Source organism: Streptomyces sp. NPDC046915 (assembly GCF_040644935.1).
Lineage (GTDB): Bacteria > Actinomycetota > Actinomycetes > Streptomycetales > Streptomycetaceae > Streptomyces.
Window position 1 is genome coordinate 46,299 of record NZ_JBEYXB010000029.1, and the last position, 22,029, is coordinate 68,327.

Genomic DNA, 22,029 nt, shown 5'->3' on the forward strand with positions numbered 1-22,029 from the left:
GCGCTGAGCCCGCGCCCTCAGTGCCCGGCGGACTCCTCGGGACGCGCGTGGCGCGGCAGGAGGAACGAGAGCAGGAAGGTCAGGGCGAGCATGCCGTCGACGATCCACAGCACCATCTTCATGACGGAGCCGAATCCGCTGCGGAAGGCCGACGACGCGGTGGCCTTCAGCGCGTCGGGGATCCGGGCACCGGCCTGCGGTGAGGTCACGGCGGACCGGGAGTCCTTCTCCAGGCGCACGCAGGACGCCGGGGTCGCGGCTGGATCCTTGGCGACGGCGCGGTCCGAGGCGCACTTGCGCAGGTCCGCCACTACGCGCTCCTGAACGGTGGGCGCCACGTGCGCGGCGGCCAGTCGCCCTCGCAGGCCGGCCGAGTGGTGGTCGACGGCGGTGGCGATGCCGCCGCCCAGCAGACCGAAGAACACGGTGCCCAGGAGGGCCACGCCGAAGGCGCCGCCGAGCTGCTGTATCGCGGTCATCGTGCCGGACGCCGAGCCCGTCTCGTGCTGTTCGACACTGGCGAGCACGATGTCGAAGAACGGTGCCATGAGCAGCCCCATCCCGATGCCGGTGACGAGCAGGGCCGGCAGGAGCTGCCAGGGTCCGACGCCGCCCCCCACCATGTCGAGGGTCAGCCACACACCGAACACGCCGACCGCCATGACCAGCGCGCCCGCCTGTAGTACGGCACGTCCGAACCGGGCGACACCTTGAGCGATCCCGAAGCCGACGATCATGCCGCCCGACCAGGGCACCATCACCAGTCCGGCCTTGAGCGGCGAGTAGTCGAGGCCGATCTGGGTGTAGAGGTTGAAGACCAGCATGAAGCCCTGCATGGTCGAGAAGAAGACCAGGCCCAGAATCATGCCGCCGCTGAATCCACGCTTGCGGAAGAGGCTCGGGACGACCAGCGGATCCTGGCCGGCCTTGCTGCGGCGCGACTCGTACGTGCCGAAGGCGATGAAGACGGCCACCGAGGCGGCCATCATCACGAACGCCCACACGGGCCAGTCGTACTCACGGCCCTGGACCAGCGGGAAGATGATGAGCAGCGCGGCCAGCGAGACCAGGACCATGCCGGGGATGTCCAGGCGCGGCTTGCTGCCGGACAGGCCCCTCGGCAGATAGCGCAGGGCACCGAGGAAGGCGGCGGCACCCAGCGGCAGGTTGATCAGGAAGATCATCCGCCAGCCGGTGCCGAAGTAGTCGGCGTCCACGAGCCAGCCCGCCAGGATCGGCCCGCACACCGCGGACAGTCCCATGACCGGGCCGAACATGCCGAAGGCCTTCTGCGACTCCTTCGGCGGGAACATCTCCTTGATCATGCCGAGGCCCTGCGGGAGCATGACCGCGCCGAACAGGCCCTGTACGACACGGGCGGCGATCAGCATCTCGGGTGACACGGAGACCGCGCAGAGCAGCGAACCCACAGTGAAGCCGGCGGCCCCCACCAGGAACATGCGGCGGCGCCCGTGAATGTCCCCGAGCCGCCCTCCGGTGACGAGCCCGACGGCCATCGAGAGGGTGTACGCGGCGGCGAGCCACTGCAGAGTGGAGGCGCCGCCGCCGAGGTCGGCCCGCATGGAGGGGCCGGCGATGTTCGTGACGACGGCGTCGAGGAGATCCATCACCTCGGCGGCGAGGATCACGAAGAGCGCAGCCCAGCGCCACCGGTAGGGCGCTGGCGAATCGGTGGACGTCTCGACGGACGCGACACCGGTGGTGGACATCGGAACTCCTCGCTGAAGGACGCGCCGCGGTGGCGCCGCGGGCGCGGTGGGACGGATGGACGTACTGGCCGCCTCGCCGGCACGGCCAGGAAAGGCGGACGACCGGACACGCGGGAGAACACCGTTCACCGTACCAGAACAGTGCTCACCGGGAGAACGGTGTTCATTAAGATATAGCGCAATGCCGTTCCCCTGACAAGATATATCGCGTCTTCGCCCTGTGCTGCGCACGGAAGGAGAACACTGTTCTCCCGGCGCCTAGACTGTCCTCATGACCGACGCGGCCGCCGACACCCCCGCATCTCCTCCGCCGTCCCCCTGGGACCGTGAGCGCCCCGCTCGTGCCCGCGTCGCCCCGGCGCGCACGCCGCTGTCACGCGAGCGGGTCGTCGAGGCCGCCTTCACCGTGCTGGACCGCCAGGGCCTCGACGGACTGTCGATGCGCCAGGTGGCGGCCGAACTGGGAGTCGCGGTCTCCGCCCTCTACGCCCACGTCAGTTCCAAGGACGATCTCCTGGAGCTGATGTACACCCGGCTCTTCACCGGCTTCGAGATGCCCGAGCCCGCGCCGGAGCGGTGGCGGGAGCAGGTGCGGGACTACGCCCGCTCCGCACGGCACCGCCTGCTGTCCCACCGGGACATGGCCAGGATCTCCATGGCCCACGTCCCCTTCACCGCCGAACTGCTCCCACATGTCGAGGCGTTGCTCGCCGTCTTCCGTACCGCCGGACTGCCCGACCGCATCGCGGCGGAGGCCGGGGACCTCATCTCCACCTACATCGACGGGTTCGTCCTGGAGGAGGGCATGTGGCAGGACCGCGCCACGGGGCACGACGGTGACGGTTCCTCTCTGGCCCGGCCCGACTGGCGCGAGATGGCCGGCAAGATGCAGAACTACTTCGCGTCGCTGCCCGCGGAGGACTTTCCCCATCTGCGAGCCCTGTCCGGGCTGATGGTGACGGGTTCCTCCGAGGAGAGGTTCGACATCGGTCTGGAGATCATCCTGCGCGGCCTGGCGAGCTACCTGCCCGAGTCGGCGGCCGGCACGAGTCCGGACGCGCGCCGGGCTTCGGGCACCACCTGATCCGCGGCACCACATCCACGCGCGCACCCGCGGCGGGCCGGTCGCGACTACTTCGTGCGCAGCATGAGGGCGTAGCGGGTGTTGTCCCCGTACACACCGCTCTCGTCCCCGCGGACGCCGAACCGTTCCTGGAATCGGGTCACCGCCTGTCGGACCTCCGTGCCGAAGCGGCCGTCGATCGCACCGCCGTCGTAGATCTGCGGGATCTGGAGCAGGCGTACCTGCAACTCGTACACCCCATGGCCGCTGTCGCCCTCGCGCAGTACCCCGGTGCCCGGGATCTCGGGGAGCCAGGTGTCGCCGGGCAGGGGCCGTTCCGGTTGCCCAAGGGACGCGGGCGGCGCCGTCCGCGCGGAATGCTCGTTCGTGAGCAGCGAAGAGGCGAGGAACAGGCCACTCACGGCCCCCAGCCCGAAAATTCCGGCGATCCGGTTGTGCCGCCGGTCGGTGAACCGCCGATGTCCTCGGCTTCCCTCCGGTAGGGGTGGCCGGTCGGGCCCCGGGCGTGGTGGCGGCTCATGGGGTGGGGCGACGGGAGGCGCCGTGTGGGGAGCGGAGCGCCGAGGGCCGTCCGTCGGGGGAGTGTCCGGAGGCGGGCCGGCCCCGAGACGCACGCTCACCGGCGGAGGCCCAGGGGCGGGGCGCTGTGCCGACGGCTCGGGCCGATTCGGGCCTGCGTCGCTCGCGGCGGGCTGCTCTCCCGCCGCCCGGTGTACGCCGCGCGACCACAGCGGCTGCACCTCTGCGTCCTGCGGAGCCCGGCGCAGGTGGCCGGCGCGCCACTCCGTCCGCGGCGGGTACGCGGGGGGCGCGGTGGGCACCGGGGGGACCGGGGGCGGCGGGGGGACCGGTGGCGCCGGGGGATACGAGGGCACCGGGGGAGGCGAGGGGAGACTGCCCGGATCTGCGCGGTGGCCGCCCACCAGCGCTTCGGCGAAGTAATCGAAGGATCTCGGCGGACTCGCCGTTCCCTGGCTTCCGTCCGCCACGTGAAGCTCGGCGCGCGCGGCGTCAAGGGCGTCCAGGATCGCCCGGAAGGAGTCCTGGATATTCTGCGCGGCGTCACGCTCCGAAGCGAGGGAGGGCTGTGGTTCGGGGCCGTCGCGGTCCATCGGCAGTCCTCCTCGACCCACGTCCGTGGGACACCCGTTTCCTTCTACGGGATACGCAGCCCGTCCAGGGTTGTCTCAATCCGCTGGAACCTGTCGGCCGCAACCGGTAGGCGCTGAAGCGCTCGCCCGGTGCGCCCCGGGTGCCGACGGTCACTCACCCGGCGTCCTCGCGCAGCGCGTTGTCGATCTCGCCCAGCGCATGGGTCAGCCGGGCGTAGTCCCCGGTGTCCAGCGGGTCGACGAAGTACCGCTGGACGACGCGGGCGTGGACATCAGCGGCCTGGAGGAAGGCCGTACGGCCCTGCGTGGTCGGTTCGACCAGAGCCACTCTGCGGTCCTCGGGAGACGGCAGGCGGCGGACCAGCCCGGCCTCCTCCATACGGTCGATCAGACGGGTGGTGCCGCTGCTCGTGAGCGTGAGGTCGTCGGCCAGCTGTCGCTGCGAGACGTCTTCGCCGGGCTGTCGGCAGAGTCTGATCAGCACCTCCATCATCGTGTGGCTGATACCGCACTCCTGCCGCAGTGCTGTGTCGATCCGCTGCTCAAGACGGGTGGCGGACTTGATCAGCAGCCCGAAGCCGCGGACGAGCTCGCTGTTGGCGGCACGGGCGGCGGCCTCGTCGTCCGTCCGGATCGTGTCGTTCACCTGGCTGAGCCCTCCAGTCCGTGCCGACCCGGGGAGGGCCAGTGCCGCGAGTTTACTGTCTCATCACCTACTGATGTCTCAATTGCTGACTAGTCAATTGCTGACTGCTCAATGAAACTCTATGGTGGGCGCGCGCCACCTCACCGGAGAAGCCAGGGAAGAGGGAGAGACCAGTGGACCTGCAGTACTGGCTGGGCCGAGCCACCGATGCGATACAGCAGTGGGCCGACACCTTCGGCCCCTACCCGGCACACGCCTCCGTCCTGGTCGAAGACGACAGGTTCGCGGAGGCGTTCGAGGAGTTCACCGGGCGGCTCGGCGACAACTACCCCTTCTTCCACCCGCGCTACGCGGGGCAGATGCTCAAGCCCCCACACCCCGCCGCCGTGGTCGGCTACCTCACCGCCATGCTGATCAACCCGAACAACCACGCCCTGGACGGCGGCCCCGCCACCGCCCGGATGGAACGCGAGGCCGTCGCACAGCTGGCCACGATGTTCGGCTACGACGCCCACCTCGGCCACCTCACCACCAGCGGCACGATCGCCAACCTCGAAGCACTCTTCGTCGCCCGCGAACTCCACCCCGGACAGGGCGTCGCCTACAGCGCCGACGCCCACTACACGCACGGCCGCATGTGCCATGTCCTGGGCATGAAGGGGCACCCGGTCCGCACCGACGACCGGGGCCGCATGGACCTCGACGCCCTGGAGGAGCTGCTGCGCACCGGCGACGTGGGCACCGTCGTCCTCACCACCGGCACCACCGGACTCGGAGCGGTCGACCCGGTCCACGAGGCCCTGGCACTGAAAGAGCGCCACGGCGTCCGCATCCACATCGACGGCGCCTACGGAGGCTTCTTCACCCTGCTGGCCGGCGCCGACGGTCCGGAGGGCCTCCCGCCCGAGCCCTGGCGGGCCATCGCGCAGTGCGACTCGATCGTCGTCGACCCGCACAAGCACGGGCTCCAGCCCTACGGCTGCGGCGCCGTTCTCTTCCGCGACCCCGAGGTGGGCCGCTTCTACCTCCACGACTCGCCCTACACCTACTTCACCTCCACCGAGCTCCACCTCGGAGAGATCAGCCTCGAATGCTCACGGGCGGGAGCCTCCGCTGCCGCCCTGTGGCTCACCTTCCGGCTGCTGCCCCCCACCCCGCAGGGGCTCGGCCAGGTGCTGGCAGCCGGCCGGCGCGCCGCGCTGAACTGGGCGGAACTGATCACCGCATCGGACGTCCTGAAGCTCTACCAGCGTCCCGAGCTGGACATCGTCAGCTACTTCCCGGTCGTCGAACCCGCCGCTCTGACCGGCATCGACGCCGCCTCCGCCCGCATCCTGGCCGACGGTATGACCGGCCCCGACCCGGTGTTCCTGAGCACCCTCAAGGCCGACCGGGAGGCGTTCACCGCACGCCACGCCGAGATCACCGCCGACGCCCAAGGCGCCCGGGTCCTCCGCAGCGTCCTCATGAAGCCGGAGTCCGAGCACCACGTCAAGCACCTGCACGCCCGAGTCGAGGAGATCGCACGGGCCCGATGATCATCCTGCGCGGCTCCTGCTCCGGTCAGGCGAGCGTCACTTCCACCGGCAGTTTCTTGATGCCGTTGACGAAGTTGGAGCGCACCCGGGGCACCTCACCGGCCAGGCGGATGTCGGCGAGGCGGGGGATCAGCTCCTCGAACATGATCCGGATCTCGGTACGGGCGAGCAGGTTGCCCAGGCACAGGTGCGGGCTGCCCTTGCCGAAGGTCACGTGGTCGTTGTCCTGCCGGGCCACGTCGAAGTCGTACGGGTTGCCGAACACCTCCTCGTCGCGGTTGCCGGAGGCGTACCACATGACGACCTTGTCGCCCTCCTTGACGCGCTTGCCGCCGAGGTCCACGTCCCGGGTCGCGGTGCGCCGGAAGTGGTAGACGGGGGAGGCCCAGCGCAGGAACTCCTCGACCGCCGCCGGGATCAGGGACGGCTCGTCCCTGAGGCGGGCCAGCTGCTCGGGGTGCTGGAGGAGGGCCAGCATGGAGTGGGTGATGGTGTGGCGGGTGGTTTCGTTGCCCGCCACCACCAGGAGCAGGAAGTAGTTGTCGAAGTCCTGCGGGGAGAGCGGGACGCCGTCCCGCGGGGTGGTGTTGACCAGCTTGGACACCAGGTCGCCGCCGGCGCCGCCGCGCCGCCGCCGGGCCAGTTCGCGCCCGTACTCGAAGACCTCCAGGGAGGCGGGGGAGCGGAAGGGCAGATCGCGGTACTTCTCGCTCTCCTCGCTGTGCAGCAGGACGTCCGCGTAGTCGGGGTCGGTGTTGCCGATGATGCGGTTGCCCCAGTCGATGAGCCGCTGGTTGTCCTCCGGGGGGACGTCGAGGAGGCGGGCCAGGACGTTGATGGGGAAGTCGGCGGAGACCTCCTTGACGAAGTCGAACGTGCCCTTGGCCAGGGCCGCGTCCAGGGTCCGGGCGGTCAGGCCGCGGAGGAAGTCGGTGTAGCTGCTGATGACGCCGGCGCCGAACTGGCGCTGGATGACGCTGCGCAGGGCACGGTGGCGGACGCCGTCCAGCTCCAGGATCGAGGCGCGCTTCCTGATCTGGTCCTCGTCGACCTCCTCCAGGTTGACGAACCTGGTGGAGGTGAAGGTCTCGGCGTCCCGGTCGACGCGCGCGATGTCGGCGTGCCGGGTCACGGCCCAGAAGCCGGAGTTGGGGGCGTCCTCGGGCTGCCAGTGGACCGGGTCCTCATGGCGCAGGGTGTGGAACATGCGCCAAGGAGTCACCCCGTCGGTGAAGTTGTCCAGGTCGGCGAGATCGACGTCCGCGAGCGGCAGCGGCTCGGGCACGTCGGTGGTCCGGGTCTCGGTCGTCATCGTCAGGCTCCCAGGGATCACAGGTGGTAGGCGTACTCGGTGAACTCCCAGTCGGTGACGTGCCGTTGGAAGCGTTCGACCTCGTTGCGCTTGTAGGAGAGGTAGGAGTCGGTGAAGCCCTTGCCGAGCAGCTCGGCAAGGGCGGTGTCCGCCTCCAGCGCGTCCAGCGCGGCGGACAGGTCCATGGGCAGCACGGCCGCCTTCGCGGTGTCGTAGCCGTAGCCCTCCAGCGGGGCGGGGGGCTCCTCGCCCGCCAGGACACCCAGGAGCGCGGCGGCGGCGGTCGCGGCGATGGCCAGATGGGGATTGGCGCTCGCGTCGCCGAGCCGCAGTTCGAGCCGGGCGCCGGAGCCCCGCTCGGGCGGGACGCGGACCATCGCGCTGCGGTTGTCCATGCCCCAGTCGATCAGCCAGGGGGCCAGGGTGTCGGGGCCGAAGCGCTTGTACGAGTTGACGGTCGGGTTGAGCAGTGCGGCCAGGGCGGGCGCGTGGGCGAGGACACCGGCGATCGCGTGCCGGGCGGTGGCCGACAGACCGTAGGCGCCGGAGGGGTCGTCGAAGGCGTTGCGGCCCTCGGGGCCGGTGCAGGAGAGATGCAGGTGGAAGCCGGAGCCGCCCGCGTCGTTGAACGGCTTCGCCATGAAGGTGGCGAGCCTGCCCTCGCGCCGGGCCAGCTCCTTGATCGCGGCCTTGAAGCGGAACGCCCGGTCGGCGGCGGAGAGGGCCTCGGAGTGCAGCAGGTTGATCTCGAACTGCCCGCCGTCGAACTCGTGGTTCCCGCTGAGCACCCCGAGGCCGAGGTCGCGGACGTGCCGCAGGGTGCGCAGCAGGTGGTTGTCGGGGTCGGCGCGCAGGCCGGCGGTGTAGACGACGCCGGGGGTGCCGGCGTAGCGGCGCCAGCCACCGTCCGGTTCCGGATCGCACAGGAAGTACTCCAGCTCGGGTCCGACGACCGGGCTCAGCCCGTGCTCCCGGCAGCGGTCGAGGACCGAGCGAAGCAGGTCGCGTGGCGACTCGGGGGCAGGTGCCCCGGTGGCGGGGTCGACGACATCGGCGAGACAGGCGGCCACCCCGGGCTCCCAGGGCAGCGCGACCAGGGTCTCGAGGTCCGGCCGTACGCAGATGTCCGGAAGACCGGCGTCCAGACCGCCGCTGACCGGGACCACATCCCCCTGCGGACTGGTGTGGTAGACGGCCCGGCAGAAGGCCAGCCCGTGCTCCATGGCCCGGGGCAGCTCCTCCAGGAGCACGTCACGGGCCCGGTCCGTGCCGATGAGGTCGGGGTACGTCACCCGGACGACGTCGATGCCGTCGGCGGCGAGCCGGTCCATGTGCCGGCGGACTTCTGACAGGTCTTGATCGCTCACCGTTGTCTCCTCGGACGGACGTCGGGGCACCGCCTCGCGGACCGGGGATCCGGGAGGCGGGTGGTGGGGGAGATGAGGGCCGGGGCGCGATGACGCGGGAGTCGTCCGGCCTGTTGTTTGAAACCAAACGGTAAGGAGGGGTGTGCCTTGCCGCAAGGGGGCGACGGCAAGAATTTATCCATACGGATAGCTATTGACCAGGGGGTGGCGCCTGCCTACCTTGTTTGAAGCCAAACGAGTCCGGGGTGCGGCTCATCGCACCCCGTTGGCAGGGCCCGGCCGATGTGACCGGCCGGGCCCACTTCTCCCTCCCCCTTCGCTTCCGCTCCCTCAGGAGGACCGGCCATGAAGGTCGTCGTCGACATGAACAAGTGCCAGGACCACGGACAGTGCGTCTTCGCGGCCCCCGACGTCTTCTCGCTGGACGACGCGGGCCACCTGGCGTACGTCTCCGAACCGGACGACGCGCTGCGCGACGAGGTCGAGGAAGCGGCCGACGTCTGCCCGCTCCAGGCCATCCGGATCGAGGCCTGACCGTGAACGCGCGCATCGTCGTCGCCGGCGCCTCCATGGCCGGCCTGCGCGCCGCCGAGCAACTGCGTGCGGCGGGCTGGAGCGGCGCGATCACCCTCGTCGGCGACGAACCGCACATGCCGTACAACCGGCCACCCCTGTCCAAGGAGGTCCTGGCCGGCAAGGCCCCCTTCGAGACCCTCGCCTTCCGGCCGCGCGCGAGCGTGTCGGACGTCGAATGGCGGCTGGGCACAAGGGTCGTCACCGCCCGGCTGGGCGAGCGGACGGTCCGGCTCGACGACGGCGGTGCGCTGTCGTACGACGGACTGGTCGTCGCCACCGGTATGCGACCCCGGCGCCTGAACTGCCCGGGACCGCCCGTCGGCCGGCACACGGTCCGCACCCTCGACGACGCCCGGGGCCTGCGCGATGAGCTGACCCGGCCAGGTGTCCGGGTCGTCGTGGTGGGCGCGGGATTCATCGGGTGCGAGGTCGCCGCGACCGCGGTGGGACTCGGCGTCGCCGAGGTGACGGTCGTCGATCCGCTGCCCCTGCCGATGGCCGGGCCGCTCGGGGAACTGCTGGGCCGGGCGCTGCTCCGGCGGCACGAGGAGCGCGGGGTGCGCTTCGCGTTGGGCACCGGTGTGGCCGGGTTCACCGGTGAGGATCGGGTCACCGGTGTGGTGCTGAGCGACGGTTCCGCGCTGCCCGCCGACGTGGTCGTCGAGTCGGTCGGATCGGTCGCCAACACCGAATGGCTCGACGGCAACGGGCTCGACCTCGCCGACGGCGTACTGACGGACGAGCTGCTGCGGGTCGGCGGGCGTCCGGAGGTCGTGGCGGTCGGCGACGTGGCCCGCTTCCCCAACGCCCGCTACGACGGCGTACCGCGCCGGGTCGAGCACTGGTCGGTCCCGGCCGACACCGCCAAGCACGCGGCGAGGACGCTCGTGGGTCATCTCACCGGAGACCAGGCCGAGTCGGCGTCCTTCGCACCGCTGCCCACGTTCTGGAGCGACCAGCACGACTTCCGGCTCCAGGCCTTCGGCGCACCCGCGCTCGGCAAGGCCGACGTCCGGGTCCTCGACGGCGACCCGGACGGGGACGTCCTCGTCGGCTACCACCGCGACGGCCGGCTCGTCGGCGTCGTGGCACTCGGCGGCCAGGCCGTCGCCGCATCCGCCGCCCGCTACCGCGCCGAGCTGCTGAAGCAGCCCGCACCGACTGTCTAAGGAGCCCCAAGTGAGCGGTGTCCGTGGTTACTTCCATCCCAAGACGGCGAGCGGTGGCTCGTCGCTCATCCCCTCGCCTCCGTGGCGGTACTCCGGTGACCTGCTCACCGTCGAGTACCGCACGGATCCCTCGCGCGTGCGTGAACTCCTGCCCGAGCCGCTGGAGTTGGCCGACGAGGATCCCGGTGCGGTCGCCCTGATCTGGGCCGACTGGCAGTCCTGCTCGGCGTCGGGGGAGGAGCTGCTGGATCCCGTGCGCGCGCAGTACAAGGAGGCGTTCGCGGTCGTGCGCTGCGCGTACCGGGGACAGACCTACTCGCGGTGCGTCTACATCTGGGTCGACAAGGACTTCGCGATCGCTCGCGGGCTGCACCAGGGATATCCGAAGAAGTTCGGGTCGATCCACCAGACGCGGCCGCACCCCTATGGGCCAGCGCCTCGGATCGAGGCCGGGGCGCGGTTCGGGGCGACGCTGGCCGCGGCGGACCGGCGGTTGGCGCAGGCGGTGGTGACGCTGCGGGAGCCGTCCGGGACGAACGGGTTCGTGAATGGGCATCCAATGGCTCATCACCGGTGGCTGCCTTCGATCGAGAAGGGCAAGGGGCTGGCTCTGGATGAGTTGATCGAGTCCGGGGCCGCGTCCTTCGAGGGAGGCCAACCATGGGTGGGGGAAGCCGAGTTGGAGCTGTTCGAGGCACCCACGGAGGAGCTGGCGCGGTTGGAGGTCCGGGAGCCGATCGCCGCGTACTACCGGCAGGTCGGGGTGGTTTGGGACGGGGGGCGGCTGCTGGAGAGCGGGACCTCGGAAGCCTCTGCCGGGTGAGGCCGGTGGGCCGCTGCCCCCGCGCCCCTAGGTAGGTCACCTCCCCTTCGTGCAAAAGGAGCCCTGTTCATGTCCCACCACATCATCGTCGCCGGTGTATCCGTCGACACCCGGCACTGGATCGGCGGTGAACGCCTCGCCTCCGCCGAGACCTTCACCGACCACTCGCCCATCGACGGTCAGCCGCTGGGCGACATCGCCCGCGGCGGCCCCGCCGAAGCCCGAGCCGCCGTCGCCGCCGCCCGTGCCGCCTTCCCCGCCTGGGCCGCCACCCCCCGTGCCGAACGCGCCCGCCTCCTCCATGCCGTCGCCGACGGTGTCGAGAAGCGGCTCGAAGAGCTCGCGATCGTCGAGACCACCGACAACGGCGCGCTGCTCCGGTCCCACCGCCGTGGCGTCATGCCACGCGTCGCCCACAACTTCCGCTTCTTCGCCGACTGGCTGCTGACGCTGGAGCACGACGACTTCGAGACGCGCGGCCACACCAACCGCGTCAGCTGGGACCCCGCCGGTCCCTGCGTGCTGATCACCCCGTGGAACGCCCCGCTCATGCTGGCCACCTGGAAGGTCGCCCCGGCCCTCGCCGCCGGGAACACCGTGATCCTGAAGCCCGCCGAGTGGTCCCCGCTCACCGCCTCCCTGCTCGCCGACATCGCCGCCGAGGCCGAGCTGCCCGCCGGCGTCCTGAACGTCGTACAGGGCTACGGCGCCGAGATCGGCGACGCCCTCACCTCCCACCCGGACGTGCGCCGGATCAGCTTCACGGGGTCCGTGCCCACCGCCAAGCGGATCGCCGCCTCGGCCGCCGCCAACCTGACGCCCCTGAGTCTTGAACTCGGCGGGAAATCCCCGTTGTTGGTGTTCGCCGACGCCGACCTGGACCTCGCCGTGAACCTCGCGGTGGAGCAGTACGACAACGCCGGGCAGGTCTGCCTCGCCGGGACCCGTCTGCTCGTCGAGGAGTCGGTCGCCGAGGAGTTCACCCGCCGATTCGTGGCGAAGGCGAACTCGCTCGTGCAGGGCGACCCTCGCGACGAGGGAACCGACATCGGGCCCAACATCCACCCCCGTCAGCTGGAGAAGATCGACGGATTCGTGCGGCGGGCCGTCGGGGCCGGCGCACGTGCCGTGATCGGTGGCCACCGTAAGGACGGCCAGTTCTACGCACCGACCCTGCTCAGCGGGGTCGAGCAGGACAGCGAGATCGTCCAGGAGGAGGTCTTCGGGCCGGTCCTGACCCTCCAGACCTTCGCCGACGAGGAGGAAGCCGTCCGGCTCGCCAACGACACCCGGTTCGGGCTCGCCGCCACCCTCGCCACCGGCGACCCCGAGCGCGCCGAGCGTGTCACCTCGCGGCTCGTCGCGGGCACCGTCTGGGTCAACTGCTTCTTCGTCCGTGACCTCCAGGCGCCCTTCGGCGGCTCCCGCCTCTCCGGTGTCGGGCGCGAAGGCGGCACCTGGAGCTTCGACTTCTACTGCGACCTGAAGAACACCGTCACCGCACCGAAGGGCTGGAAGGACCATGGGTGAGATCGTCGGGGCGGGGCTCCTGGCCCACGTCCCCACCATCGTGCTGCCGGAGGCCGACCGGCTGGAACTCAACGAGGGCAAGGAGATCACCCTCGTCACCGGACTGCGGGAGCTGCGCAGGGCCGTCTTCGAACGGGACGACTACGACACCGTCGTCGTCCTCGACTCCCACTGGGCGACCACCGTCGAGTTCGTCGTCACCGCCCAGCAGCGGCGGGCCGGGCTGTTCACCTCCGAGGAACTGCCGCGCGGCATGTGCAGGATGCCGTACGACTTTCCCGGCGACCCCGAACTCGCGCACAGTATCGCCTCGTTCGCCGACAAGCACGGCACCTGGATCACCGCGATCGACGACGAGTACCTGCCGATCTACTACGCCACCCTCAACCTCTGGAAGTTCCTCGGCGAGGGACTGCCCGACAAGAAATGGGTCACCATCGGCGTCTGCCAGACCGGTGACATGGAGGACCATCTCCGGCTCGGGCGGGCACTCGCCGACGGTATCGCCGCCACCCCGGGCCGCCGGGTGCTGCTCATCGCCTCGGGTGCCCTCTCGCACACCTTCTGGCCGCTGCGCGAGCTGCGTGACCACGAGGCCAGCGATCCGGTGCACATCTTCACCCCGCAGGCCCGCGAGGCCGACCACGAGCGCATCGCCTGGTTCAAGGAGGGTCGTCACGACAAGGTTCTCGACACCATGGACGCCTTCTGGAAGTTCAAGCCCGAGGCGAAGTTCTTCCACTACCTGATGCTGGCCGGCGCCCTCGGCGAGCAGGCCTGTGCCGCCCGCGCCCGGCAGTACGGCGAGTACGAGAACTCCGTCGGCACCGGCCAGGTCCACCTCTGGTTCGACCGGCCCGCCGACGGCTGGACCGGCATCGGTCTCCCGAACTCCCCGCGCACCCCCCACAGCCGTATCTGAGGAGCCCCGCCATGCCCGAACACCGCCGCATCCTCCTCGACGGCGCCGCCGTCCAGGTCACCGTCGACGGGGACGAACTCGTCGCCGGGGACGGCCGCCGCGTCAAGATCGAGGACGCGCGGCACCTGCCGCCGGTCGTGCCGTCCAAGGTGATCGCCGTCCACCTCAACCACCGCAGCCGGGTGGACGAGTTCCGGATCGAACTGCCCGGCACCCCGACCTACTTCCACAAGCCCACCTCCGCCCTCAACTCCCACCAGGGCGCCATCGTCCGGCCCGAGGGCTGCAAGTGGCTCAACTACGAGGGCGAGGTCGCCATCGTCATCGGGAAGAGCGCGCGGAACATCTCCCCGGCCGGGGCGGGGGAGTACATCGCCGGCTACACCGTCGCCAACGACTACGGGCTGCACGACTTCCGGGACACCGACGCCGGTTCCATGCTGCGGGTGAAGGGTTCGGACACCCTGTGCCCGCTCGGCCCGGGCCTGGTCACCGACTGGGACTTCCACGGCAAGCGGCTGCGGACGTACGTCAACGGCGAGGTCGTCCAGGACGGCTCGACCGACGAGATGAAGTGGGACATGCACTACCTCGTCGCCGACATCGCCCGGACGATCACCCTGTACCCCGGTGATGTGCTGCTGTCCGGGACCCCCGCCAACTCACGGCCCGTCCAGCCCGGCGACGTCGTCGAGGTGGAGGTGGAAGGCCTCGGGCGGCTGACCAACCACATCGTCACCGGGCCCACCCCGGTCCGTACCGACGTCGGCGCGCAGCCCACCGAATCCGAGGAGGTGCTGTCCACCGCGCTCGGCGGCGACTGGGAGTTCCGTGGCATCCGCGCGCCCCGCCGGTAGCCGCCTCGACCCGCGGCCCGGCCCGGCGGGTAGGGTCGCGACCATGACCGAATCCGCCGAGCCCACGCACCAGTCCGGCACCCGGTCGCGCAAACGGCTGGGGTACGGCGAGGGGCGCGAGGCGCTGCTCAAGGCCGCGGTCCGGGTCGTCGGCCGGCAAGGACTGCGGCACCTCACCTACCGTGCCGTGGCCGAGGAGGCCGGGGTCACCCATGGTCTGGTCGTCCACCACTTCGGTTCCCGGGACGCACTGATCGAGGAGTCCCTCGCCTACGCCGTGCGCGTCAGCCTGAGCAGCAGCCTGCTGGAGCCCGGCACCGGACGGCCCGAGGACTTCGTCAGCGGGCTGGCGGACATGGTGGAGGACGACGCGGACGGCCAGGCGTACCAGTACGAGCTGCTGCTGGAGGCCCGCCGCCGCCCTGAGCTGCTGGCGCAGGTCCGCGCACTGTACGACGAGTACTTCGGCGCCTCACAGCGCGAGCTGGCCCGCATACTGCCCGGCGACGCGAGCCCGGCCTTCAACCGCCTGGTCTTCGCCGCGCTGGACGGCCTGGTGCTGCACCAGCTGACCGGGATCGGCGACCGCGCGGACACCGAGGCCGCCCTCGCCGAGCTGCGCTCCCTGCTGCGCACCCTGGGTGAGCGGGCACAGGACAACCGCGACTGAGCGTGCCCGACCCGGACCCCCCCGTCGCGGTCGCGCCGGGGGGTTCGCCATGCCCTGGGAGCGGCGGTTTCCCTGGCGTAAATTCCCATCCCACCCCCTTGTCAGATGGATAGTTCCGGCCCACCATGAGGCAACTCGTTTGGCTCAAAACGAAAACTCCTCCCTTCCCCTCAGCAGGTGATCCGAGTGGACAGTCAGACGGTCGACGCCTCTCCGCGGACCGGAGAGGGCACCCGCCCCGCGGCAACCCTCAAACGCAACGCCCTGGGTGTCCTGGGCATCCTCTTCTTCGTCCTGTCCGCCCAGGCGCCGCTCACCGGTATCGCGGGCGCCGTCCCGATCGCCGTGGCGGTCGGCAACGGCCCCGGGGCCCCGGCCGCCTACGCCGTCGCCGGAGCGGTGATCCTGCTGTTCTCGGTGGGCTTCGTGGCCATGGGCCGGCACGTCGTGAACGCCGGCGCCTTCTACACGTACATCGGCAAGGGCCTCGGCCGGACGACGGGCAGCGGCAGCGCCGCGGTCGCCCTGTTCGCCTACTGTACGGTCCAGGCCGCGATGTACGGCCTGTACGGGTTCACCGTCAGCGGGCTGGTCGAGCACTACTCCGGCACGCACATCGCCTGGTGGGTGTGGGCCCTGCTGACCATGGCCGTCGTCCAGGTGCTGGGTGCCGCCGGGATCGAGCTCGGCGCCAAGGTGCTCGCCGTGTTCGTGCTGGCCGAGTTCAGCATCCTGCTCGCGTTCGCCCTGGTCACCTTCTTCAAGGGCGGCGGCCCCGAGGGCCTCGACTTCGGCGGCACCTTCTCGCCGGGCGCCGCGCTCCAGGGCGCGCCGGGCGTGGCGCTCATGTTCGCCGTCGCCTCGATGTTCGGCTTCGAGGCCACCGCCATCTACGGCGAGGAGGCCCGCGAGCCACACAAGACCGTCCCCCGGGCCACCTACCTGTCGGTCGCGGTCGTCACCGGCTTCTTCGCCTTCGTCTCCTGGATGCTGGTCTCCTCGTACGGCCCCTCGAAGGTCACCGCGGCCGCGGGCAAGGCACTGGCGGGCGGTGACTCCACGGTGTTCGTCTTCACGCCGATCGCCGACCAGTTCGGCGGCTGGGTCAACGACGTGCTGCCGATCCTGCTGGGCACCTCCCTGTTCGCCGGCATCCTCGCCTTCCACAACTCCGCCAACCGCTATCTGTTCTCCCTCAGCCGCGAGGGTCTGCTGCCGGCCCGGCTGCGCACCCTCAACCAGCGGCACGCGCCCTGGACCGCGGGCGTGGTGCAGACGGCGATCGCGGTGCTCCTGGTGATGCCCTTCGCGCTCGCGGGCAAGGACCCGGTCCTCACCCTGTTCTCCTGGTTCAGCGGTGTCGGCGTCCTGGCCTGCATGCTCCTGTACCTCCTCACCTCCGTCTCCGTGATCGTCTTCTTCCGCCGCGAACGTCTCGACACCCGGCCCTGGCAGACGCTGATCGCCCCGGCCCTCGGCGCCCTCGGCATCGCCGCCGTGATCTGGGTCGTCCTCGCCAACTTCACGACCCTCATCGGCGGCGACGCGACCACGGCCACCTGGCTCGTCCTGGCCGTTCCCGCGGTGCTGCTGCTCGGAGCCGGGACCGCGCGGATCGTCCACGGTCGCTGACACACCTTTCGCCGGGCCCGGCCCCCGCGCGGCCGGGCCCCCGACCTCTCGACAGGAACACCATGCTGGACGTCACCCACGACGAACTGCTCAGCCGGGCCAAGGCACTCGACCTGCCCGCACAGCACCACATTGACGGGACCGACGAACCCGGGGGAGGGGCGGCCTTCGCCGTCGTCTCACCCCGTGACGGGCAGCTCCTCACCCAGGTCGCCGACGCCGGGCAGGCCGAGGTCGACCACGCCGTGGCCGTCGCCCGCCGGGCCTTCGACTCCGGCCCGTGGCCGCGACTGGCCCCCGCGGAACGCGGCCGGGTCCTGCTGCGGATGGCCGAACTCCTCGAAGAACGAAGGGAGCGGCTCGCCCTCACGATCACGCTGGAAATGGGCAAGCCGATCACCGAGGCGTACGCCATCGAACTCCGCGCCGCGATCAACACCTTCCGCTGGTACGGCCAGCTGGCCGACAAGCTCTCCGACGAATCCCCGCACACCGCGCCCGACGCCCTCGCTCTGGTCACCCGCGAGCCGACGGGCGTCGTCGGCGCGGTGGTCCCCTGGAACTTCCCCCTCACACTGGCGAGTTGGAAGGTGGCCCCGGCGCTCGCCGCCGGCTGCACGGTCGTCCTCAAGCCCTCCGAGTCCTCCCCGCTCTCCGCCCTGCTCCTCGGCCGCATCGGCACCGAGGCCGGACTCCCGCCCGGCGTCCTGAACGTGGTCACCGGCGACGGCCCCACGGCCGGGCGGGCCATCGGCCTCCACCCGGACGTCGATGTCCTCGCCTTCACCGGCTCCACCGCCGTCGGCCGCCACTACCTGCGCTACTCGGCCGACTCCAACCTCAAGCGGGTCTGGCTGGAGCTGGGCGGCAAGTCGCCCAACATCATCCTTCCCGACGCCCCCGACCTGGACCGGGCCGCGGCCACCGCCGCCTGGGGCATCTTCTTCAACCAGGGCGAGATGTGCACCGCCCCTTCGCGGCTCCTGGTCCACTCCTCGATCGCCGAGCGCGTGACGGAGGCGATCGTGCGCCGCGCCGAGGAACTCCGGCTCGGCGACCCCCTGGACCCGGCGACCGAGATGGGCGCGCTGGCCGGGGAGGCCCACCTGGAGCGCGTACAGGACCACATCGCCACCGGCCGTGAGCAAGGCGCCCGGCTGCGCACGGGAGGCGAACGCACCCTGACGGAGGCCGGTGGCAGCTATCTGCGGCCAACCGTCTTCGACCGTGTCGACCCCGGCATGCGCCTGGCCCGGGAGGAGATCTTCGGCCCGGTGCTGTCCGTCCTCGCCTTCGACGACCTGGACGAGGCGGTCCGGCTCGCCAACGCCACCGAGTACGGCCTCGCGGCCGGCTTGTGGACCTCCGACCTGTCCACCGCACACAAGGTCTCCCGCGCTCTGAAAGCCGGCACGGTCTGGGTGAACTGCTACGAGGAGGGCGATCTCACCGTGCCCTTCGGCGGCATGAAGCAGTCCGGGAACGGGCGGGACAAGTCCGCGCACGCGATCGACAAGTACACCGAACTCAAGACGACCTGGATCCAGCTGTGACCCGTCCGCTCATCGCCGTGCCCGCCCGCTTCTCCGCCACCACCTCGGCCCTGCGCTTCGCCGCCGAGGTCAATGCCCGGGCCCTGATCGAGGCCGTCTGGCGGGCCGGCGGCGAACCCGCGAGCATCCACCCCGCCGACACCGATGTGGCCGGCCGGCTCGCCCGCTTCGACGGCGTGCTGCTGCCCGGCGGCGGCGACCTCGCCCCCTACCGCTACGGCGCCACCGACACCCATGACAGCGTCTACGACGTCGACGCGCTCCAGGACACCTTCGACCTCCAAGTGGCCCGGCACGCGCTGGAGTCGGGCCTGCCCCTGCTGGCGATCTGCCGTGGACTCCAGGTCGTCAACGTGGCGTCGGGCGGCACCCTGGAGCAGGACATGGGCGGCCCGGAGCGCGCCCACCGTCACCTCCGCCACCCGGTGACCGTCCGCCCCGGCTCCCGCCTCGAACAGGCCGTGGGAGAGGAGAAGGCGGACGCCTCCTGCCACCACCACCAGCGCGTGGACCGCCTCGGGGACGGGCTCACCGTCACCGCGACCGCCGGGGACGGCACGGTCGAGGGGCTGGAACCGGCCGACGCCCGGGGTTGGTTCACCGCCGTGCAGTGGCATCCCGAGGACACCGCGCACGAGGACCCGGTCCAGCAGCGCCTGTTCGACGCGCTGGTGCGGGCGGCCGCGAGCTGATCAGGCCTTGGGGCGCCGCCCGCTGCGGCGCGGCGCGGGCTCGGAGCCGTCGAGCAGTTCGCGGCGGCGCTCCTCGCCGCGCTCCTCCACCTGGAGCACGACGCTTCGCAGTCCCTCCGCGAGACCGCGGCACTCGGCGTCGCTGAGCCGGGAGGTCACGAAGGCCTCCTCCTCGTTGAACGCCGGGAACACCCGCTGCATCAGCTCCTCGCCCTTGTCCGTGAGGCTGAGCAGCACGAGCCGGCCGTCGCTCGGATGCCCGGCACGGCTGAGCAGCCCGCGTGACTCCAGGGTGCGGGCCACCCCGGTGAGGGTGCCCTTGGAGATCCCGGCCTCCTCGGCCACGTGCCGGGTCTCCGACTCGCCCCACACCCAGACGACCCACAGCACGACGAACGCCGTCCAGGTGAGGTCCGAGTCGCGCAGCACGGAGTTCTCCAGGTGCTGGCGTACCGCGGAGGCGGCCCGGTAGATGTTCGCCACGGCCGCCATCTGGTCCCGGCGGATCGGGATGCCGCCGAGCTTGGCCGAGGCGAGGTTCTCGGCTTCGGTGATGGATCGCTGGCCGGGCACGGGCGGCTCCTTCGGGTCCTTCGGGTCTTTCGCCGACGACCGTACGGCGGCTGACCGCCGCACGGTCGTTCGGTCTCAAATTGTAGGCGGCAGGTAGGCGTCGGGCCCCTGTCGCCCGTGGATCATTCGGCCGCGGCCAGCAGCTGTGCCTCGCTCTCCTCGTACAGTCGCCGGTTCTCGTGGCTCTCGGCGGCGCTGCGCCGGTGGTCGAGGCGGCTCCCCAGCCAGCCCGCCAGATACCCGAACGGGATGGAGACCAGGCCGGTGGACTGCATGGGGAACCAGGCGAAGTCCGCGTGCGGGAAGACCGCGGACGGCGTGCCCGAAACGGCCTTGGAGAAGGCCATCAGCACCAGCGCGCAGGTCGCGCCGCCGTACAGGGCGGCGAGCAGGCCGGTGCGCGTGAATCCGCGCCAGAACAGGGAGTAGGTCAGAGCGGGGGCCACGGCCGATGCCCCGACGCAGATCGCCAGCGTGGTCAGCACGGCGACGTCCCAGTTCTGGACCAGGGTGGAGAGCATGATGGCGATGATTCCCACCGCCACGCTCGTCCACGCCGCGACCGTCATCTCGGTACGTGGCGTCGCCTGTCCGCGGCGCACCGCATGGGCGAACAGGTCATGGGCGAGTGACGAGGCCGCGGCCAGGGTCATCCCCGCGACCGAGGACAGCAGGGTGATGAAGACCGTGCCCGCCATGGCCGCGTAGAGAATCGTCGTGCCGACGGAGCCGGTGCCGCCGCCGAGCGCCCGGGACAGCATCAGCACCGCCGTCCTGCCGTGCGGGTCGACCGCGGTGATGTACCGCGACCCCACCAGTGCCGCCGCGCCCGTACCCATGACGATCACGAGCAGGCAGAACGTGGTGACCGTGCCCACCGCCCACGACATGGAGCGGCGTACGGCGGGCACGTCCCGCGCGGAGTACAGGCGCATCGTGATGTGCGGCAGGCAGGCCGCGCCGAGGATGACGGTGATCTGGAGAGAGGCGAAGTCCAGCCGGTCACCGGCCGAGGTGCCCAGTTGGAGGCCCTGCTGGAGGAAGGCGGGGCCCGCTCCGCTGCCGCGCTGGGCGGCCCGGAGCACCTCGCCGAGGCTCCAGTCGAAGTGGCTCAGGACCAGGGCCGCGACGGTGATGCTGGTGCCCAGCAGGATCACGATCTTGATCATCTGGATGAGCGCGGTGCCCCGGATGCCCCCGATGGCGGCGTAAATGATCATCAGGCTGCCGACCAGGACGATGCATGTCGTCCTGGCGCCGGACTCGTGCGGGATACCCAGGATGAAGGTGAGCAGCGACCCGGCTCCGGACAGCTGGACGACCAGGAAGGGCAGGGTCGCCGTGAGTGTCACCAGGCAGGAGGCGATGCGGACGGCCCGTCCGGGCATGTTGCGGGCCAGGACGTCGCCCATGGTGTAGCTGCCGGCGTTGCGCAGCGGTTCGGCCAGCAGGAACATCAGCAGCACCAGGGACATGGCGGTGCTGACCGCCAGGACGTAACCGTCGTATCCGGCGAGCGCGACGATGCCGGTGGTGCTCAGCACCGTCGCCGCGGAGATGTAGTCGCCCGCGATCGCCAGGCCGTTCTTGAGCGGGGTGAGCGAGAGGTAGCCCGTGTAGAAGTTCGTCAGGTCGTCGCGGTCGGGTCCCGCCATCACACACATCAGCAGTGTGATGGTGACCAGAGTGCTGAACAGGACCAGGACGACGGCCTGTGTCCCGGAACCGAAGTCGTTCATCGGGCCACCCCGGCATCCCGGCCCGGCCGCACCGTTCGCTCCCTGACGACCCGCGCCAACGGGTCCACGAAGCGTTCGGCGCTGCGGCCGTACCAGACGACCGCCGCGAAGGTGACGACGAGTTGGAGGACTCCCAGAGCCATGCCCAGGCTCACCTCACCGGCGACCTTCGCCTCCATCAGGCCCGGTGCACAGCAGGACAGCACCACGTACACCACGAAGGAGCCGAGCGCGGTGAGCGAGGAGACCCGGCGGAGCATTCGGTAGGCCGAGCGCAGGGCGGCCAGGTCGGCGCTGTGCGGGTCGGGCTCGTCCGCGTACGGCGCGTACCTGGCGTCATACCCGTACGAGTCGTACGGGTATGTGTCGTATCCGTACGAGTGGTACCGCGGGGCGTTGGGCTCGGGTCGTTGCTGTGGCCATCCCGGCGGTGCTGGTGGTGGGTACCGGTGGTCGTCGGGGTGTGTCATCGCATGGCCTTCCGGTGTGGCGCGGTTCCGTGGG

General features: G+C 70.8%; 20 protein-coding genes. 12 read left to right on the top strand and 8 right to left on the bottom strand.

The window, feature by feature from the left end; genetic code table 11:
- Positions 1 to 17: 17 nt before the first annotated feature.
- Positions 18 to 1,730 carry an MFS transporter gene (locus ABZ915_RS43130; RefSeq protein WP_361815116.1) on the bottom strand — a complete coding sequence of 571 codons (1,713 nt, stop codon included), beginning with the start codon at positions 1,728 to 1,730 and terminating at the stop codon, positions 18 to 20.
- A gap of 271 nt (positions 1,731 to 2,001) precedes the next feature.
- On the opposite strand from ABZ915_RS43130, the gene ABZ915_RS43135 reads away from it, so the two are divergent.
- Positions 2,002 to 2,814, top strand: a complete 813-nt coding sequence (locus ABZ915_RS43135) for a TetR/AcrR family transcriptional regulator (RefSeq protein WP_361815119.1) — start codon at positions 2,002 to 2,004, stop codon at positions 2,812 to 2,814.
- 47 nt (positions 2,815 to 2,861) lie between these two features.
- Here ABZ915_RS43135 and ABZ915_RS43140 read toward each other — a convergent pair whose 3' ends face one another.
- Positions 2,862 to 3,215 carry a peptidoglycan-binding domain-containing protein gene (locus ABZ915_RS43140; protein ID WP_361815122.1) on the bottom strand — a complete coding sequence of 118 codons (354 nt, stop codon included), beginning with the start codon at positions 3,213 to 3,215 and terminating at the stop codon, positions 2,862 to 2,864.
- 865 nt (positions 3,216 to 4,080) lie between these two features.
- Positions 4,081 to 4,572, bottom strand: coding sequence for a MarR family transcriptional regulator (locus ABZ915_RS43145; protein WP_361815125.1), 492 nt, complete (start codon positions 4,570 to 4,572; stop codon positions 4,081 to 4,083).
- Positions 4,573 to 4,745: 173 nt separating this feature from the next.
- Between ABZ915_RS43145 and ABZ915_RS43150 the strand changes: the two genes are divergently transcribed.
- The gene (locus tag ABZ915_RS43150) at positions 4,746 to 6,110 is read left to right on the top strand and encodes an aminotransferase class I/II-fold pyridoxal phosphate-dependent enzyme (protein WP_361815128.1); all 1,365 of its coding nucleotides are present in this window, start codon (positions 4,746 to 4,748) and stop codon (positions 6,108 to 6,110) included.
- Positions 6,111 to 6,135: 25 nt separating this feature from the next.
- Here ABZ915_RS43150 and ABZ915_RS43155 read toward each other — a convergent pair whose 3' ends face one another.
- Positions 6,136 to 7,422 carry a cytochrome P450 gene (locus ABZ915_RS43155; RefSeq protein ID WP_361815131.1) on the bottom strand — a complete coding sequence of 429 codons (1,287 nt, stop codon included), beginning with the start codon at positions 7,420 to 7,422 and terminating at the stop codon, positions 6,136 to 6,138.
- A 17-nt stretch (positions 7,423 to 7,439) separates the two neighbouring features.
- Complete coding sequence (locus tag ABZ915_RS43160) at positions 7,440 to 8,789, bottom strand: glutamine synthetase family protein (protein WP_361815134.1); 1,350 nt, start codon at positions 8,787 to 8,789, stop codon at positions 7,440 to 7,442.
- Positions 8,790 to 9,134: 345 nt separating this feature from the next.
- Between ABZ915_RS43160 and ABZ915_RS43165 the strand changes: the two genes are divergently transcribed.
- The 10 genes from ABZ915_RS43165 (at position 9,135) to ABZ915_RS43210 (ending at position 19,213) form a co-directional block, all read left to right on the top strand.
- On the top strand, positions 9,135 to 9,323 hold the full coding sequence (locus ABZ915_RS43165) for a ferredoxin (protein WP_361815137.1): 189 nt from the start codon (positions 9,135 to 9,137) through the stop codon (positions 9,321 to 9,323).
- Positions 9,324 to 9,325: 2 nt separating this feature from the next.
- A complete protein-coding gene (locus tag ABZ915_RS43170) occupies positions 9,326 to 10,534 on the top strand; it encodes an FAD-dependent oxidoreductase (protein WP_361815140.1) in 1,209 nt (402 codons plus the stop codon).
- Between the two features lie 10 nt (positions 10,535 to 10,544).
- The gene (locus ABZ915_RS43175; protein WP_361815143.1) at positions 10,545 to 11,357 is read left to right on the top strand and encodes an acetoacetate decarboxylase family protein; all 813 of its coding nucleotides are present in this window, start codon (positions 10,545 to 10,547) and stop codon (positions 11,355 to 11,357) included.
- A 69-nt stretch (positions 11,358 to 11,426) separates the two neighbouring features.
- Complete coding sequence (locus ABZ915_RS43180) at positions 11,427 to 12,887, top strand: aldehyde dehydrogenase (protein ID WP_361815146.1); 1,461 nt, start codon at positions 11,427 to 11,429, stop codon at positions 12,885 to 12,887.
- Complete coding sequence (locus ABZ915_RS43185; protein ID WP_361815149.1) at positions 12,880 to 13,809, top strand: 3,4-dihydroxyphenylacetate 2,3-dioxygenase; 930 nt, start codon at positions 12,880 to 12,882, stop codon at positions 13,807 to 13,809. Before ABZ915_RS43180 ends, ABZ915_RS43185 begins: the two co-directional genes overlap by 8 nt.
- An 11-nt stretch (positions 13,810 to 13,820) precedes the next feature.
- The gene (locus ABZ915_RS43190) at positions 13,821 to 14,666 is read left to right on the top strand and encodes a fumarylacetoacetate hydrolase family protein (RefSeq protein ID WP_361815152.1); all 846 of its coding nucleotides are present in this window, start codon (positions 13,821 to 13,823) and stop codon (positions 14,664 to 14,666) included.
- Positions 14,667 to 14,709: 43 nt separating this feature from the next.
- Positions 14,710 to 15,336, top strand: coding sequence for a TetR family transcriptional regulator (locus ABZ915_RS43195; protein WP_361815155.1), 627 nt, complete (start codon positions 14,710 to 14,712; stop codon positions 15,334 to 15,336).
- Between the two features lie 186 nt (positions 15,337 to 15,522).
- Positions 15,523 to 16,968, top strand: coding sequence for an APC family permease (locus tag ABZ915_RS43200; protein WP_361815157.1), 1,446 nt, complete (start codon positions 15,523 to 15,525; stop codon positions 16,966 to 16,968).
- Between the two features lie 62 nt (positions 16,969 to 17,030).
- Positions 17,031 to 18,521, top strand: a complete 1,491-nt coding sequence (locus ABZ915_RS43205; protein ID WP_361815160.1) for an aldehyde dehydrogenase — start codon at positions 17,031 to 17,033, stop codon at positions 18,519 to 18,521.
- Positions 18,518 to 19,213: a gamma-glutamyl-gamma-aminobutyrate hydrolase family protein gene (locus tag ABZ915_RS43210; protein WP_361815162.1), complete on the top strand. Its 696-nt coding sequence runs from the start codon at positions 18,518 to 18,520 to the stop codon at positions 19,211 to 19,213. Before ABZ915_RS43205 ends, ABZ915_RS43210 begins: the two co-directional genes overlap by 4 nt.
- On the opposite strand, the gene ABZ915_RS43215 is transcribed toward ABZ915_RS43210, so the two are convergent.
- The 3 genes from ABZ915_RS43215 to ABZ915_RS43225 all read right to left on the bottom strand — a co-directional run bounded on the left by ABZ915_RS43215 (position 19,214) and on the right by ABZ915_RS43225 (position 21,995).
- A complete protein-coding gene (locus ABZ915_RS43215) occupies positions 19,214 to 19,786 on the bottom strand; it encodes a MarR family transcriptional regulator (protein WP_361815165.1) in 573 nt (190 codons plus the stop codon).
- Between the two features lie 122 nt (positions 19,787 to 19,908).
- The gene (locus ABZ915_RS43220; RefSeq protein WP_361815168.1) at positions 19,909 to 21,525 is read right to left on the bottom strand and encodes a cation acetate symporter; all 1,617 of its coding nucleotides are present in this window, start codon (positions 21,523 to 21,525) and stop codon (positions 19,909 to 19,911) included.
- Positions 21,522 to 21,995 carry a DUF485 domain-containing protein gene (locus ABZ915_RS43225; protein WP_361815171.1) on the bottom strand — a complete coding sequence of 158 codons (474 nt, stop codon included), beginning with the start codon at positions 21,993 to 21,995 and terminating at the stop codon, positions 21,522 to 21,524. The genes ABZ915_RS43220 and ABZ915_RS43225 overlap by 4 nt, the downstream gene beginning before the upstream one ends.
- Positions 21,996 to 22,029 lie beyond the last annotated feature (34 nt).

Excerpts from the sequence above, each read along its gene's own strand:
- ABZ915_RS43195 (WP_361815155.1), top strand. The coding sequence starts at position 14,710 with ATGACCGAATCCGCCGAGCCCACGCACCAGTCCGGCACCCGGTCGCGC.
- ABZ915_RS43190 (WP_361815152.1), top strand. The coding sequence starts at position 13,821 with ATGCCCGAACACCGCCGCATCCTCCTCGACGGCGCCGCCGTCCAGGTC.
- ABZ915_RS43185 (WP_361815149.1), top strand. The coding sequence starts at position 12,880 with ATGGGTGAGATCGTCGGGGCGGGGCTCCTGGCCCACGTCCCCACCATC.
- ABZ915_RS43165 (WP_361815137.1), top strand. The coding sequence starts at position 9,135 with ATGAAGGTCGTCGTCGACATGAACAAGTGCCAGGACCACGGACAGTGC.
- ABZ915_RS43220 (WP_361815168.1), bottom strand. The coding sequence starts at position 21,525 with ATGAACGACTTCGGTTCCGGGACACAGGCCGTCGTCCTGGTCCTGTTC.
- ABZ915_RS43135 (WP_361815119.1), top strand. The coding sequence starts at position 2,002 with ATGACCGACGCGGCCGCCGACACCCCCGCATCTCCTCCGCCGTCCCCC.
- ABZ915_RS43205 (WP_361815160.1), top strand. The coding sequence starts at position 17,031 with ATGCTGGACGTCACCCACGACGAACTGCTCAGCCGGGCCAAGGCACTC.
- ABZ915_RS43130 (WP_361815116.1), bottom strand. The coding sequence starts at position 1,730 with ATGTCCACCACCGGTGTCGCGTCCGTCGAGACGTCCACCGATTCGCCA.
- ABZ915_RS43155 (WP_361815131.1), bottom strand. The coding sequence starts at position 7,422 with ATGACGACCGAGACCCGGACCACCGACGTGCCCGAGCCGCTGCCGCTC.
- ABZ915_RS43225 (WP_361815171.1), bottom strand. The coding sequence starts at position 21,995 with ATGACACACCCCGACGACCACCGGTACCCACCACCAGCACCGCCGGGA.
- ABZ915_RS43180 (WP_361815146.1), top strand. The coding sequence starts at position 11,427 with ATGTCCCACCACATCATCGTCGCCGGTGTATCCGTCGACACCCGGCAC.